The 17,198-nt window shown below is 67.2% G+C and carries 2 protein-coding genes and 1 pseudogene; all 3 read left to right on the forward strand.

Going from position 1 to position 17,198, the window contains the following annotated elements; translation table 11 throughout:
- Position 1 precedes the first annotated feature (1 nt).
- Complete coding sequence (locus tag AC5QPF_RS09300; RefSeq protein ID WP_494962936.1) at positions 2-12,250, forward strand: amino acid adenylation domain-containing protein; 12,249 nt, start codon at positions 2-4, stop codon at positions 12,248-12,250.
- A 153-nt stretch (positions 12,251-12,403) separates the two neighbouring features.
- A pseudogene (locus tag AC5QPF_RS09305) lies at positions 12,404-16,396 on the forward strand (amino acid adenylation domain-containing protein); the annotation flags it as partial.
- 440 nt (positions 16,397-16,836) lie between these two features.
- Positions 16,837-17,139, forward strand: a complete 303-nt coding sequence (locus AC5QPF_RS09310) for a DUF3077 domain-containing protein (protein ID WP_494962937.1) — start codon at positions 16,837-16,839, stop codon at positions 17,137-17,139.
- Positions 17,140-17,198 lie beyond the last annotated feature (59 nt).

Raw genomic sequence — 17,198 nt, forward strand, 5'->3', positions numbered from 1 at the left:
GATGGACAAGACTACCGCAGAGCGCATTGCCAAACGTTTCGTCGGCCTGCCCCTGGAGCAGCGCCGGCAGATTCTCGACAAGATGCGCGAGACCGGGCAGAGCTTCCGCCTGCTACCGATCGCCGTCACCCGCCACGACACGCCGCGCATCCCGCTGTCCTACGCCCAGCAGCGCATGCTGTTCCTGTGGCAGATGGCGCCGGACGACAGCGCCTACAACGTGCCGATGGCGGTACGCCTGAACGGTGCGCTGGACCAGGACGCGCTGGGGCGTGCCCTGCAGGCGCTGGTGCAGCGCCATGAAACCCTGCGCACCCGCTTCGTCTCGGTGGACGGTGCATTCCACCAGGAAATCCTCGAGCAGGTGCCGGTGGCTCTGGAGGTGACCGAGGTCGCGGGTGAAGAGGCGCTGCGGGCCCAGGTGGAAGCCGAATTGCAGGCACCGTTCGACCTGCTCGGCGGCAACCTGCTGCGGGCCCGGCTGTTCCGCCTTGGTGCCAGCGAGCATGTGCTGACCCTGTGCATGCATCACGTGGTCTCCGATGGCTGGTCCGGCCAGTTGCTGGTGCGCGAATTCGTCCAGCTCTATCAGGGCGAGATCAGCGGCCAGCCGGCGCAACTGCCGGCGCTGGCGATCCAGTACGCCGATTACGCGATCTGGCAGCGCGCCTGGCTGGAAGCCGGGGAGGGTGGGCGTCAGCTGGACTACTGGAAGCAGCAGTTGGGCGAAGAGCACCCGGTGCTGAGCCTGCCACTGGATCATGAGCGTCCGCTGCAACCGAGCCATCGCGGCGCCGTACTGCGCGCCGACCTGCCGGCAGATCTGTCCGCGCAACTCAAGCAACTGGCCCGCGGCAATGGCCAGACCCTGTTCATGCTGGTACTGGCGGCCATGGCGGTGGTGCTGTCGCGCTATAGCGGCCAGACCGATATCCGCATCGGCGCGCCCAATGCCGGGCGTACCCGCAGCGAGCTGGAAGGGCTGATCGGCTTCTTCATCAACACCCAGGTGCTGCGTATTCAGGTGGACGAGCGGCAGACCTTCGCCGCGCTGCTGGAACAGGTCAAACAGGTGGTCAGCGGTGCCCAGTCGCACCAGGAACTGCCCTTCGAGCACCTGGTGGACGCCCTGTTGCCGGAGCGTAACCTGGGCCACAACCCGCTGTTCCAGTTCAAGATCAACCAGCAGGTGGCCGGCGTAGACGACGGCGAGGGCGGCAGCGTCGAGGGCCTGAGCGTCGAGAAGTACGCCTCCGGTTCCACCGATGCGCGCTTCGACCTGGCCTATGACTTCGTCGACGGCCCGGGCGGCGTGCGTGGTTATTTCACCTATGCCACCGACCTGTTCGAGGTGGCGACCATCGAGCGTATCGCCGGGTCGCTGCGTCGCGTGCTGGAAAACCTTGTGGCGCATAGCGCCGAAGCCGTGCTGGCCTTCCCCGAGCAGGCCCCGCAACTGGCCGCGCCAGAGGCCCCGGCGCTCGCCGGTGGCAACTTCATCACCCTGTGGCAACAAGGCTTGCAGGCCGGTCGCGGCAAGCTGGCCCTGCGGGCTGGCGAGCAGACCCTTGATTACGATGAGCTGGAAGCACAGTCCAACCAGCTCGCCCATTACCTGCAAGGGCAGGGCGTCGTTGCCGGGCAGACCGTTGCGCTGTGCCAGGAACGCGGTATCGAGTGGGTCGTCAGCTTGCTGGCGGTGCTCAAGCTGGGCGCCGTGTACCTGCCGCTGGATACCCGCCAGCCTGCCGAACGCCTGCGCCAGTTGGTACGCGACAGCGGTACAGTGCTGCTGATCCACGCCGGTGATTTCGATCTGGGCTGCCCTTCGCTCAGCTGGAACCCGCAGCTGTGGGCCGCCTGCGACACGCACGCGCCCGCCGTGCACATCCACGCCGAACAACCGGCCTACCTGATCTACACCTCCGGCTCCACCGGCCAGCCCAAGGGCGTGGTGATCAGCCATGGCGCCCTGGCCAACTACGTGCAGGCGGTGCTGGAGCGCCTGGAGCTGAGCACCGACGCCAGCCTGGCCATGGTCTCCACCATCGCCGCGGACCTCGGCCACACCATGCTCTTTGGCGCCCTGGCCTCGGGTCGGGCGCTGCATTTGCTGTCCCATGAACACGCCTTCGACCCTGACCGCTTCGCCGCCTATATGGCCGAGCACCAGATTGACGTATTGAAGATCGTCCCCAGCCATCTGCAAGGCCTGTTGCAGGCGGCCAATGCGACGGATGTGCTGCCGCGGCAACTGCTGGTGCTCGGTGGCGAGGCCAGCAGCTGGAGCCTGGTAGAGCAGATCCGCAGCCTGAAGCCGGGCTGCCGGGTCCTCAACCACTACGGCCCGACGGAAACCACGGTCGGCATTCTCACCCACGAAGTCGGCGAGCGCCTCGACGCCTGCCGCAGCGTGCCGGTGGGCCAGCCGCTGGCCAATGGCACCGCGCAGGTGCTGGACGCCTGGCTCAATCCGGTGGCGGACCGCGTGGCGGGCGAGCTGTATCTGGGCGGGCAAGGCCTGGCCCAGGGGTATCTGGGGCAGCCTGCGCTGACCGCCGAACGCTTCGTTCCGGCGGAAAACGGCCAGCGCCGCTACCGCGCCGGTGACCGCGCGCGGGTGGTGGACGGGTTGCTGGAATACCTCGGCCGCGCCGACGACCAGGTGAAGATCCGCGGCTACCGGGTCGAGCCAGGCGAAGTCGGGCACCTGCTGCAAGGCCTCGCCGGGGTCGCCGAAGCAGTGGTTCTCGCGCTGCCGCAAGACAACGACGAAACGCGCCTGCAACTGGTCGGCTACTGCGTTGCCGCCAGCGGCGTGAGCCTGGACGGCGAAGCCCTGCGCCAGCAACTGGCCGTGACCCTGCCGGAGTACCTGGTACCGGCGCAGATCCTCTTGATGGAGCGCCTGCCGCTGACCGCCAACGGCAAGCTGGACAAGCGCGCCCTGCCCAAGCCGGGCGCGGTCAAGCAGCGCTACGTGGCGCCATCCGGCGAGATCGAGGAAAAGCTCGCCGCGATCTGGGCCGACGTGCTCAAGCTGGACCAGGTCGGCAGCACCGACAACTTCTTCGAACTGGGCGGCGACTCCATCCTCAGCTTGCAGATCATCGCCCGGGCCAAGCGCCAGGGCATCAAGCTGAGCCCCAAGCAGCTGTTCGAGAAACAGACCATCGGCCAGCTTGCCAGCGTCGCCAAGCTGATCGAGAAGAAAGCCGCCGCCCCGGCGCCGGTGCAGATCAGCGGGCGCCTGCCGCTGTTGCCAATCCAGGCGCGCTTCTTCGACACCGCCATCCCCGAGCGCCAACACTGGAACCAGGCGGTGATGCTCAAGCCCACTGTGGTCCTCGACCCGGTGCACCTGCAGGTCGCCCTGCACGCGTTGCTCGAGCAGCACGACGCCCTGCGCTTGAGTTTCCAGGAACAGGCCGCCGGCTGGCAGGCCAGCTTCGCCCCGGCCAACAGTGCCGGCGTGCTCTGGGTCCGCGAGCTGGATGATGTTGCCGCTCTGCGCGAACTGGCCAATGAAGCCCAACGCAGCCTCGACCTCAAGGACGGCCCGCTGCTGCGCGCCGTGCTGGTCAACCTGGCCGGCGGCGAGCAGCGCCTGCTGCTGGTGGTCCATCACCTGGTGGTGGACGGCGTGTCCTGGCGCGTGCTGCTGGAAGACCTGCAACAGGCCTGCGCCGCGCTGATGGCCGGCAAGGCTATCGAGTTGCCTGGCAAGACCAGCTCGCTCAAGGCCTGGGCCACCCACCTGCACGACTACGCGCTAAGCCCGGTGCTGGAGCAGGAGCTGGACTACTGGCAGCAGCAATTGCAGGGCGCCAGCGATGTGCTGCCTTGCGATCATCCCGAGGGCAGCCAGGAGCGCCGCCACGCCGTGTCGGTGAGCACCCATCTGGACGCCGAGACCACCCGCAAGCTGCTGCAGGAAGCCCCGGCGGCCTACCGCACGCAGATCAACGACCTGCTGCTCAGCGCCCTGGCCCGAGTGATCTGCCGCTGGACCGGGCAGCCTCATGCGCTGGTGCGCCTGGAAGGCCATGGCCGCGAAGACCTGTTCGACGATATCGACCTGAGCCGCACCGTCGGCTGGTTCAGCAACCTGTTCCCGGTGCGCCTGACCCCGGCGGCGGACCTCGGTGCCTCGATCAAGACGATCAAGGAACAGCTGCGCGCCATTCCCAACAAGGGCATTGGCTACGGCGTGCTGCGCCACCTCGGCAACGATGCCGCCCGCGCCACCCTGGGCGCGCTGGCCCAGGGCAATATCGTCTTCAACTACCTGGGCCAGTTCGACGGCAGCTTTACCGCCGAGAACGCCCTGTTCGCCCCGTCCGGCGAGAGTGCCGGTGACGGCCAGGACTTCGCCGCGCCGCTGGCCGCCTTGCTCAGCCTCAACGGCCAGGTCTACGGCGGCGAGCTGGACCTGGGCTGGAGCTTCAGCAGCTCGGTATTCGAGCGCGACACCGTGCAGCGTCTGGCGGACGACTACGCCGCCGAGTTGCGCCTGCTGGTGGCGCACTGCACCGGCGCCAACGTCGCCGGGATCACTCCGTCGGACTTCCCGCTGGTGGCGCTGACCCAGGCCGAGCTGGACGGACTGCCGGTGAACGCCGGCCAGGTGCAGGACCTCTATCCACTGTCGCCGATGCAGCGCGGCATGCTGTTCCACAGCCTCTACGAGGCCGAGGCGGGGCACTACATCAACCAGTTGCGCATCGATGTCGACGGCCTCGACGTGGCCCGTTTCCGCGCGGCCTGGCAAGGCCTGGTGGACCAGCACGAGGTGCTGCGCAGTATCTTCGTCACGGCGCTGGAGCAGCCAGTGCAGATCGTCCTGCGCCAGGTCGAGGTGCCGTTCGTCGAGCGCGATGCCCGCGCGGCGCACGACCAGCACGCCTGGCTCGACGCCTGGGCTGCCGAGGAGCGGGCCCGCGGCTTCGCCCTCGACCAGGGCCCGTTGCTGCGCCTGGCGGTGGCCCGCACCGGCGCGCACAGTCATCAATTGATCTACACCTGTCACCACATCCTCATGGATGGCTGGAGCACCTCGCGCATGCTCGGCGAAGTGCTGCAGCGCTACAGCGGCCAGACCGTGCCCCGGCAGGCCGGGCGTTACCGCGATTACATCGCCTGGCTGCAGGCTCAGGACGGCGCCGCCGCGCAGGGTTTCTGGCGCGAGCAACTGCGCGCGCTGGAGGTGCCGACCCGTCTTGCCACGGCGCTGGTCGCGCCCCGCGCCGGCGAAGGCTACGGCGATCACGGGCACAGTCTGGATGGCGAACTGACCCAGCGCCTGGGCGAGTTCGCCCGGGAGCAGCGCGTCACCCTCAACACCCTGGTCCAGGCCGCCTGGCTGTTGCTGCTGCAACGCTATACCGGGCAGTCTGCGGTGGTGTTCGGCGCCACCGTGGCCGGTCGTCCGACCGAGCTGGCGGGCATCGAGGAGCAACTGGGCCTGTTTATCAACACCCTGCCGGTAGTGGGCTGCCCGCGTCCCGAGCAGCGCGTCGGGCAGTGGCTGGCGCAGGTACAGGCCGGCAACGTCGCCCTGCGCGAGTACGAGCACACGCCGTTGAACGACATCCAGCGCTGGGCCGGCCATGGCGGCGAGGCGCTGTTCGACTCGATCCTGGTGTTCGAGAACTACCCGGTGTCCGAGGCGCTGGAGCAGGCCGCCCCGGAAGGACTGGTGTTCGGTGCGCTGAACAACCAGGAACAGGCGCACTATCCGCTGGCGCTGGTGGTCAATGTCGGCACGCGCCTGTCGATGCGCCTGGGGCATGACCGGACGTGCTGCGACGCCGCGCAGGCAGCGGCCATCACCGTTCATCTGGAGCAACTGTTGCGGGCGCTGATCGAGGATGCCGAGGCACCGCTGGGCAGTCTGTCGCTGCTGACCCAGGGCGAGCGCGAGCAGTTGCTGCATGGCTTCAATACCAGTGCCGTGAGCTTCCCTGAGACCTTGCTGCCGACGCTGATCGAGGCCCAGGTGCAGGCCACGCCCGACGCCGTCGCGGTGATTCTCGGTGAGCGCCAGTTGGGCTATGCCGAGCTGGACCGCCAGGCCAATCTTCTGGCCCGCCGTCTGGTGGATCTGGGCGTAGGGCCGGACGTGCTGGTGGGCCTCTCGCTGGAGCGCAGCCTGGAAATGGTCGTCGGCTTGCTGGCGATCCTCAAGGCCGGTGGTGCCTATGTGCCGCTGGACCCGGCGTACCCGCGTGAACGCCTGGACTACATGCTGGGTGACAGCGGTGTCCGCCTGTTGCTGACCCAGTCGTCGTTACAGTGGGGCGACGACGTGCGCCGGCTCGATCTCGACACGACGATCGACTGGCAGGACCGTACCGAGGCCACGGCGCCATCGGTGCAACTGCACGGCGACCACCTGGCCTACGTGATCTACACCTCCGGCTCCACCGGCCGGCCGAAGGGCGTGGAAATTCGCCATGGCGCCCTGGCCAACCACATGCTGTGGATGCAGGACGAACTGAAGCTGGTGCCACGGGATCGCGTGCTGCAGAAGACCGCGTTCAGCTTCGATGCCTCGGTCTGGGAGTTCTGGCTGCCGCTGATCAACGGCGCGCAACTGGTGCTGGCCAGCCCGGCGCTCAGCGATGACCTGTCCTTGTTGTGGAACGAGGTGGAGCGGCAGGCCATCAGCGTCCTGCAACTGGCGCCGTCGGTACTCCAGGCCCTGCTGCCGGAGGCCCGCAGCGGCCAGCTGGGTTCGCTGCGCACCCTGGCTTTCGGTGGCGAGGCGCTGAGCGCGGCGCTGGTGGAACAGTTGCGCGAGCAGTGGAATGGCCAGCTGTACAACCTGTACGGCCCGACCGAAGCCACCATCGACACCAGCAGCCTGCTGATCGACGGCCCGGTGGACAGCACCATCGCCGCCATCGGCCGACCGATCGCCAACGTGCGCACCTACGTGCTCGACGCGAACCTGCAACCCTGCCCGGTGGGCAGTGCCGGCGAGCTGTATGTCGGCGGCGATTCCCTGGCCCGTGGCTACCACGGCCGCGCCGACCTGACGGCCGAGCGTTTCGTGCCGGATCCGTTCACGTCCGGCGCCCGGCTGTACCGCACGGGTGACCTGGTGCGCTACCGCGCCGACGGGGTGATCGACTACCTCGGCCGCATCGACCATCAGGTGAAGATCCGCGGCTTGCGCATCGAGCTGGGCGAGATCGAAGCGGTGATCCGCCGGCATGCCGAAGGGCGCGACGTGGTGGTGCTGGCCAACGCCACGCAGTTGCTGGCGTACCTGGTCGGTGCTTCTGACGAGCGTCTGGTGGAGACCCTGAAGGCACGCCTGGGCGAGGACCTGCCGGCGTTCATGGTGCCGGCGCACTGGCTGTTCCTCGACCAGTTGCCGCTGACGCCGAATGGCAAGCTGGACCGCAAGGCCCTGCCGCAGCCGGAAGCGGGGCAGGCCCAGGCGGCCTGGGTGGCGCCGCGCAGCGAGCTGGAAATGCAGTTGGCGGCGATCTGGGCCGAAGTGCTCAAGGTCGAGCGGGTCGGCTTGCACGACAACTTCTTCGAACTGGGTGGCGACTCGATCATCTCTATCCAGGTGGTCAGCCGCGCCCGTCATGCCGGACTCTTCTTCACGCCCAAGGACCTGTTCCAGCGCCAGACCGTACAGAGCCTGGCGGTGGTGACGCGGCGTGCCGAGGCGAGCGTCATCGAGCAGGCGCCGGTACAGGGTGAGGCGCCGCTGACGCCGATCCAGCAGGCGTTCTTCGACAGCGTCATCCCCCAGCGCCATCACTGGAATCAGGCGGTGATGCTCAAGCCATCCCGCGTCCTGCACGCCGAGCCGCTGACGCAGGCCCTGCGTGCGCTGCTGGCGCAGCATGATGCCTTGCGCCTGACCTTCACCCGCGAGCAGGACCTTTGGCACGCAGTACATGGCCAGGGCGAGGATGCCGCGCTGCTCTGGCAGCGCCAACTGAACCATGCCGACGAGCTGGAGACCCTGGCCCAGGCAGCCCAGCGCAGCCTCGACCTGGAACAGGGCCAACTGTTGCGCGCCGTGCTGGCGCAACTGCCTGACGGTTCGCAACGGCTGCTGCTGGTGATCCATCACCTGGTGGTGGACGGGGTGTCGTGGCGGATCCTGCTGGACGACCTGCAAAGCGCCTACCGCGCCCAGGACGCTGGCCAGCCCCTGGTCCTGCCCGCCAAGACCAGCGCCTACAAGGACTGGGCCGAGCACCTGGTGGCCTACGCCGCCAGCCCGGCCATGCAGCGGGAACTGGCCTGGTGGCAAGGGCAGTTGGCCGATGCCAGCGATGCCTTGCCGGGGCGCCAGCTCGACGTTGCCCTGAGCAACCGTGATGTCGCCAGCGTGCATACCCGCCTCGACCCGGAACTGACCCGGCAATTGCTGCAGGACGCCCCGGCGGCCTACCGCACGCAGATCAACGACCTGCTGCTGACCGCCCTGGCGCGGGTGATCTGCCGCTGGAGCGGACAAGCCTCGGCGTTGATCCGTCTCGAAGGGCACGGCCGCGAAGACCTCTTCGACGACCTCGACCTGACCCGTACCGTGGGCTGGTTCACCAGTGTCTACCCGGTGAAGCTGAGCCCGCAGCCCGGGCTCGCCGAGTCGATCAAGACCATCAAGGAGCAGTTGCGGGCGATCCCCGACAAGGGCATCGGCTACGGCGTGCTGCGCTACCTGGGCAGTGATGACGCACGCCAAGCGCTGGAGCGGCTGGCCAAGGGCAACATCGTGTTCAACTACCTCGGCCAGTTCGATGGCAGCTTCGCCAGCGAGGATGCGCTGTTCCTGCCGTCCGGCGAAAGCCGTGGCGACATGCAGGGCGCGGACGCGCCGCTGGACAGTCCGATCAGCCTCAGCGGCCAGGTGTACGCCGGCCAACTGGAACTGACCTGGCGTTTCAGCACGGCAGTTTTCAGCCGTGACGAGCTGCAGGACCTGGCCGAGGGGTACCAGGCCGAGCTGCGCCGGTTGATCGGCCATTGCCTGGCGGATGGCGTCGCGGCAGCCACGCCGTCGGACTTCCCCCTGGCGGCTCTGGACCAGGCCGGCATCGACCGCCTGCCGGTACCGGCAGCGACCCTGGCCGATATCTACCCGCTGTCGCCGATGCAGCAGGGCATGCTGTTCCACAGCCTGTACGAACAGGCGGCGGGCAACTACATCAACCAGATGCGCGTGGATGTCGACGGGCTCGACGTGGCCCGCTTCAAGGCGGCCTGGCAGGCGGTGATCGACCAGCACGACGTGCTGCGCGCCAACTTCGTCAGCGACCTCGAGCGGCCGCTGCAAGTGATCCGTCGTCATGTCGAGGTGGCCCTGCGTGAAGAGGACTGGCGCTTGCGCGATCACTCGCCGACGGCACTCGAGGCCTGGGCCGGGGCCGACCGCCAGCGCGGCTTCGACCTGGAGCAGGACCCGCTGCTGCGCCTGACCTTGCTGCGCACCGGTGATGCCCGACATCACCTGGTGTACACCAGCCACCATATCCTGATGGATGGCTGGAGCAGTTCGCGGCTGCTGGGCGAGGTGCTGCAGCGCTACCACGGGCAGCCACCGCAGCAGAGCGGCGCGCGTTACCGCGACTACATCGAGTGGCTGCAACACCAGGACGCCGCGGCCAGTGAAGAGTTCTGGCGCGACCAACTGGCCGCGCTGGAAGCACCGACCCGCCTGGCCGTGACACTGGCGGACGCGGTCGGGGCCAGTGGCCATGCCGACCATCACTACGCCCTGGACGCGCAACAGACCCGGCGCCTGAATGCCTTCGCCCGGGAGCAGCGCGTGACCCTCAACACCCTGGTGCAGGCGGCCTGGCTGTTGCTGCTGCAACGCCATACCGGCCAGGCCAGTGTTGCCTTCGGCGCCATTGTCGCCGGGCGTCCGGCGGAGCTGCCGGGGATCGAGGAACAACTCGGCCTGTTCATCAACACCCTGCCGGTGCTGGCCAGTCCGCGGGCCGAGTGTTCGGTGGCGACGTTCGTGCGCCAGCTGCAGGACCTCAACCTGGCCCTGCGCGAGCACGAGCACACGCCGCTCTACGATATCCAGCGCTGGGCCGGGCAGGGCGGTGAAGCACTGTTCGACTCGATCCTGGTATTCGAGAACTACCCGGTGTCGGAGGTGCTGCAACAGGCCGCACCGGAAGAACTGGCCTTCGGCAGCGTGATCAACCGGGAACAGACCCACTACCCGCTGACCCTGGTGGTGCAGGCGAACGACACCCTGGCGGTACGGTTCAACTTTGACCGCCAGCGCTTCAGTGAAGCCGGCATGGCTCGCCTGGCCGGGCATTTCGACCGCTTGCTGCGTGCCCTGGCCGCCGACCCTGCGGCGCCACTGGGGGAATTGGTGCTGCTGGCGGACGACGAACGTCAGCAACTGCTTCACGGCTGGAACGACACCCGGGTGGCCTTCGACGCGACCCCTGTGCATGAGCTGGTCGAAGCCCAGGTGTGGGCGACGCCGGATGCCACCGCAGTGATTCTCGGCGAGCGCAAGCTGAGCTATGCCGAGCTGGACCGCCAGGCCAACCGCCTGGCCCGGCGTCTGGTCGACCTGGGCGTGGGCCCGGACGTGCTGGTGGGCCTCTCGCTGGAGCGCAGCCTGGAAATGGTCGTCGGCTTGCTGGCGATCCTCAAGGCCGGTGGTGCCTATGTGCCGCTGGACCCGGCGTACCCGCGCGAGCGCCTGGACTACATGCTGCGTGACAGTGGCCTGAAGCTGCTGCTGGGCCGTGGCGTGCCGCCGCTGGCCAGCCAGGTGCAGGTTCTCGACCTCGATCAGGCGATCGACTGGAAGGACCACGTCGACGTGGCGCCGGTGCAGGTCGCGGTAGACCCGGACCACCTCGCCTACGTGATCTACACCTCCGGCTCCACCGGGCGGCCGAAAGGCGTGGAGATCCGCCACGGCGCCCTGGCCAACCACATGCTGTGGATGCAGGACGAACTGAAGCTGGTGCCACGGGATCGCGTGCTGCAGAAGACCGCGTTCAGCTTCGATGCCTCGGTCTGGGAGTTCTGGTTGCCGCTGATCAACGGTGCGCAACTGGTGCTGGCCAGCCCGGCGCTCAGCGATGACCTGTCCTTGTTGTGGAACGAGGTGGAGCGGCAGGCCATCAGCGTCCTGCAACTGGCGCCGTCGGTACTCCAGGCCCTGCTGCCGGAGGCCCGCAGCGGCCAACTGGGTTCGCTACGCGTCCTGGCGTGCGGTGGCGAGGCGCTGAGCTCGGCGCTGGTGGAACAGTTGCGCGAGCAGTGGAATGGCCAGCTGTACAACCTGTACGGCCCGACCGAAGCCACCATCGACACCAGCAGCCTGCTGATCGACGGCCCGGTGGACAGCACCATCGCCGCCATCGGCCGACCGATCGCCAATGTGCGCACCTACGTGCTCGACGCGAACCTGCAACCCTGCCCGGTGGGCAGTGCCGGCGAGCTGTATGTCGGCGGCGATTCCCTGGCCCGTGGTTACCACGGCCGCGCCGACCTGACGGCCGAGCGTTTCGTGCCGGATCCGTTCACGCCCGGCGCACGCCTGTACCGCACGGGTGACCTGGTGCGCTACCGCGCCGACGGGGTGATCGACTACCTCGGCCGCATCGACCATCAGGTGAAGATCCGCGGCTTGCGCATCGAGTTGGGCGAGATCGAAGCGGTGATCCGCCGGCATGCCGAAGGGCGCGACGTGGTGGTGCAGGCCAACGCCACGCAGTTGCTGGCGTACCTGGTCGGTGCTTCTGACGAGCGTCTGGTGGAGACCCTGAAGGCACGCCTGGGCGAGGACCTGCCGGCGTTCATGGTGCCGGCGCACTGGCTGTTCCTCGACCAGCTGCCGCTGACGCCGAATGGCAAGCTGGACCGCAAGGCCCTGCCGCAGCCGGAAGCGGGGCAGGCCCAGGCGGCCTGGGTGGCGCCGCGCAGCGAGCTGGAAATGCAGTTGGCGGCGATCTGGGCCGAAGTGCTGAAGGTCGAGCGGGTCGGGATGAACGACGATTTCTTCGCATTGGGCGGTCATTCGCTGCTGGCCGTGCAGGTGGTGGCGCGGGTCCGCGAGCAACTGCGTTGCGAGGTGCCGCTGCGCGAGCTGTTCGACAAGAGCACCCTGGCCGACCTGTGCGCGCTCATCGAGCGCCAGCAGGGTCAGGCAGACAGTGCCCAGGACGAACTGACTAAATCGCTGGAGGCCCTCAAACGTCTTAGTGCAGAGGAAATCGACAACCTGCTCGCCTGACTGGAGACCCCAAACGTGCAAGAGCTGCTTGACTCCGTAAAATCGCTGTCTGCCCGGGAACGCAAGGCGTTGGCCGTCCTGCTCAAGCGACAGGGGGTGAATCTGTACGGGGTTACCCCGATCTTCCAGCGCGAGATCGAGGCTAGCGCGGCGCTATCCTATGCCCAGCAACGCCTGTGGTTCCTCTGGCAACTGGAACCGACCAGCAGCGCCTACAACATCCCGGTGGCGCTGCGCCTGACCGGCAGGCTCGATGTCGCTGCCCTGCAAGCGGCGTTCGGCGCGCTGGTGGCCCGCCATGAAACCCTGCGCACCACCTTCCGCCAGAGCGGCGAGCAGGCGGTGCAGGTGGTGCATCCGCCAGCGCCGTTCAACCTGGCCGTGGAGCCGCTGGACGACCGCTCGCACCTGGACGCGCGGGTCGCCGCCGAGCTGCGCGCGCCGTTCGACCTGGAGGCCGGTCCGCTGTTGCGCGTGCGCCTGCTGCGCCTGGCGGCAGAGGAGCATGTGCTGGTGGTGGTGCAGCACCACAGTGTGTCCGATGGCTGGTCGATGCCGATCATGATCGACGAACTGGTCCGCCTCTACGACGGCCATTGCCGTGGCCAGGCCGCGCACCTGCCGGCCCTGCCGATCCAGTACGCCGACTACGCCATCTGGCAGCGCAACTGGATGGAGGCGGGCGAACAGGAGCGCCAACTGAACTACTGGGCGGCGCAACTGGGGGGTGAGCAGCCGGTGCTGGAACTGCCCACCGACCGGCCACGACCGCTGTTGCAGAGCCATGCTGGCGCGCGCCTGGACATCGAACTGCCGCCAGCCCTGGCGCAGGACCTCAAGGCACTGGCACGCGCGCAGGGCGTGACCCTGTTCATGCTCCTGCTGGCGTCGTTCCAGACCCTGCTGCAGCGCCACAGCGGCCAGGCGGATATCCGTGTCGGCGTGCCCATCGCCAACCGCACCCGGGCCGAGACCGAGGGGCTGATAGGCCTGTTCGTCAACACCCAGGTGCTCAAGGCCGAATTCGCCGCGGACACCACCTTCGCCGCGCTGCTGCAACAGGTCAAACAGACCGCGCTGCAGGCCCAGGCCCATCAGGACCTGCCCTTCGAGCAACTGGTGCAGGCCTTGCAGCCAGAGCGTGATCCGGGGCGCAGCCCGCTGTTTCAGGTGATGTTCAACCACCAGACCCGCGGCCAGGGTCATGGCCCGTCGCTGCTGGACCTGCGGATCGAGAAACTGCCGGTGCGCGAGCACGCCGCGCCGTTCGACCTGACCCTGGAAACCCTGGAGCATGACGCCGGCCTGGGCGCGGCGATCACCTATGCCACGGCCCTGTTCGACGCGGCGACCATCGAGCGCCTGGCCGGGCACTGGCGCAACCTGCTGCAAGGGATCTGCGCCAACGCCCAGCAGCGTATCGCTGACCTGCCGTTGCTGGATGCGGATGAGCGTCGGCAGATCCTGATGGGCTGGAACCAGAGCCAGGCCGCCTACCCCCGCGAGCGGTGCCTGCCGGCGCTGTTCGAGGCGCAGGTGTTGGCGACCCCGGAGGCCGTCGCGCTGATTTCGCCTGAAACCGCTGTCGACTACGCCGAGCTGAATACCCGGGCCAACCGGCTGGCGCACAAGCTGCGCGAGTTGGGCGTCGGCCCGGATGTGCTGGTGGGCGTGGCGCTGGAACGCGGTGTGGAGATGGTCGTCGGTCTGCTGGCGATCCTGAAAGCCGGTGGCGCCTATGTGCCGCTGGACCCGGATTTCCCGCGGGATCGTCTGGCCTACATGATGGAAGACAGCGGTTTGAAACTGTTGCTCAGCCAGTCTTCGCTGCTCGACCAACTGAGCATCCCTGCGTGCGTTGAAACGCTGTGCCTGGACCAGGAAGGCGACTGGCTGGACGGCTACAGCCAGGACAACCTGCCAGCCTCGGCTGCGCCGGAAAACCTCGCCTATGTGATCTACACCTCCGGCTCCACCGGTCTGCCGAAGGGCGTGACCCTCCAGCACCAGTCCCTGGTCAACTTCCTGTTCAGCATGGCCGACCAGCCGGGGCTGGGCGCGGATGACCGGGTGCTTTCGCTGACGTCGCTGTCCTTCGATATCGCCGGTCTGGAACTGTACCTGCCGCTGATTCGCGGGGCGTCGGTGGTGCTGCTCAAGCCGCACCAGAACAAGGATCCGCAGGCGCTGTTGCAGGTGATCGCCGAGCAGCAGGTCAGCGTGATCCAGGCCACGCCTTCCAGTTGGCGGATGATCCTCGACGCGGCGCCGGCAGGTGCCCTCGCTGGCAAGACGGTGCTGTGTGGTGGTGAAGCCTTGAGTGCGGAACTGGCTCAGCGCCTGATCGACCAGGCCGGCCATGTGTGGAACGTCTACGGTCCGACCGAGACCACCATCTGGTCGGCGCGTCACTACCTGACCCAAAGCGACGATGTCTGGCTGGGCAAGCCGCTGGCCAATACCACGCTGCATATCGTCAGCGATGATCTGGACGTGCTGCCGGTCGGTGCACGGGGCGAGTTGCTGATTGGCGGCGATGGCCTGGCCCGTGGTTACCATCAGCGTCCATCGCTGACCGCACAGCGTTTCGTGCCGGATCCGTTCTCGACCACGGGCGGCCGCCTGTACCGCACCGGCGACGTGGCGCGCTACCACGCCGACGGCGTGATCGAGTACGTCGGACGTCTCGACCACCAGGTGAAGATCCGTGGCTACCGCATCGAGTTGGGCGAGATCGAGGCGCGGTTGCTGGAGCATCCGGCGGTGCACCAGGCCGTGGTGATCGATATCGAGGTGTCCGGTATCAAGCAACTGGCGGCCTGGCTGGTACCGGTCGAGGGTGCCGGGGATCCGGATGCGCTGCGTGTCGAACTGCGTGCCCATCTCAAGGCCGGTCTGCCGGAGTACATGGTTCCGGGGCATCTGGTGTGGCTGGAGAAAATGCCGCAGACGCCGAATGGCAAGCTCGATCGCAAGGCGCTGCCCGCGCCTGATGGCAGTCAGACGCAGGTTGGTTATGAGGCGCCACGCAACGAGCGGGAACGGGAACTTGCGCGGATCTGGGCCGAGGTGCTCAAGGTCGAGCGGGTTGGACTGAAGGACAATTTCTTCGCCCTCGGTGGCCATTCGTTGCTGGTGATCACCCTGGTCAGCCGGCTGCGCGAGGCGTTCTGCACCCAACTCAGCCTGCATGACTTCCTGTTGCTGGACACCTTCGAGGACCTTTCCGATTTCCTTGCTGTTGGCGAAAACCGGGTGAAGAACCCGGTGGTCACCATGAATATCAGCAGCAGCGCCAAAGCGCCGCTGTTCTGCCTCCCGCCCGGTGGTGGCGGCACCTACGCCTACTACCCGCTGGCCGGGCACCTGGGGCCGCAGCGCAGCGTGCTCGGGGTGGTGAACAAAAGCTACGTGGTGCCGGGCTGGCAGGAAACCTCCTGGGACGACATGGTCGGCTACTACGTCGAGCAGATCCGCAAGGTGCGGCCGGTCGGGCCGTACAACCTGCTGGGCTGGTCGCTCGGCGGTGCCCTGGCGATCGAGGTGGCACATGCGCTGGAAGCGGCGGGTGAGACCGTGGGCTTCCTCGGACTGGTGGATACCTACCTGCCCAAGGGCGAGCAACTGCTGGCCGCGGATGACGCGCTGGAAAACGAAGAACCCGAAGCCGGCCCGTGGGATGGCCTGGTGAAGAGCCTGCTGGCCTTCGCCCCCGGGATTGGCGAGGCGGTGGTGATGGGTCTGATCGAACAGGCGACCGCGCGCTTTGCCGATCCCAAGGACGCGGCGGACTGGGTGATGGTCCAGGTGGCCGAGTGCAGTGGCACCGATATCGAAGCGCTGCGGGCGATTCACCGGGATATCGGGGTTCAGGCAGAGATTGCCAGTGGCTATCAGTTGCTCAGCGCCAATATGGCGTTGGGGCAGGCGTTCCGGCTCAAGCCGCTGAAGGTGCAGCCGCATTGCTGGTGGGCGGGGGCGAGTCGTAGTGCGGAGCAGGTGGAGCTGGCTGAAGAGGTGTTGAGGGCGGGCTGCGAGCTGGAGACGTTGCGCTCGGCCACGCTGGAAGGGCAGAAGCACGATGATGTGATTCTGGCGCCGGCGTTGTTGAATGACCTTGCATTCGAGCTGGAACGCGCCGACTGACGGTAAACCGCATCAGGGCTGCCAGGTGCATGTCTTGAGCTTTGCAGCGCTCAAGGGCGCTGCACTTATCAAGGCGAGCACCTATCAGCCCTGATGCGGTTCTGTGTCAGGCTTCATAACCTGTTGCATTTAGCCGAAAAACTTCACCCCCATCCGACTTCTTTGTAGGCAATTTCCCAAGCATACTGCCGCCCCCCGCTTGGTGGTTGCGTCCTTGGGAAACGCTGCCTAGGCTGCGTCGGTCGTTGCCAAATCAACGACCGGATTAGCAGTCCGACAGACGTTAAAACCCTCCAGCACCTTATGGCGGCTGTATGTGTGGGCACCTTCGGGTGCGCCGGGTTCTGACGTCCTCGGTCTGCTAACCCACATACAGTCGCCACCCAATTCGTTTAGCAGCGAATCGTGGCGCTCCCGTTCGACGACGTCAGGAGTTACCCATGAAGAAGATTGTCCCCGATCCACCCCACCTCACCACCACCCACACCCACTTCGCCACCACCCACCGCAGCCATGCACCGCTGTTCGCCGTCAATGCCGGAGTCCATGTGGACGACGCCTTGATGCACGTGGCGTCAGCGCTGAAGTCCGCGATCGAGACCAACCTGCAGGCGTGCGACCTGGCCGATCGCAAGTACGGCGACCTGCTGTGGGCGACCCAGCAGTCGCTGGAGATCGCCCAGGTGCTGATCGGCTCGCTGTTGGCCTCGGCGCAGATGCGCCGCGCGGCTGAAAGCGGGTGACAGCGTTGGCCTCGATGCCATGAAAAAAGGGCCAGTCAGAAAACCTGACTGGCCCTTTC

The organism is Pseudomonas sp. Con_6 (assembly GCF_059379395.1).

Bases quoted from the DNA above. Each gene is read 5' to 3' on its own strand.
- AC5QPF_RS09300 (WP_494962936.1), top strand. From the start codon at position 2: ATGGACAAGACTACCGCAGAGCGCATTGCCAAACGTTTCGTCGGCCTG.
- AC5QPF_RS09310 (WP_494962937.1), top strand. From the start codon at position 16,837: ATGAAGAAGATTGTCCCCGATCCACCCCACCTCACCACCACCCACACC.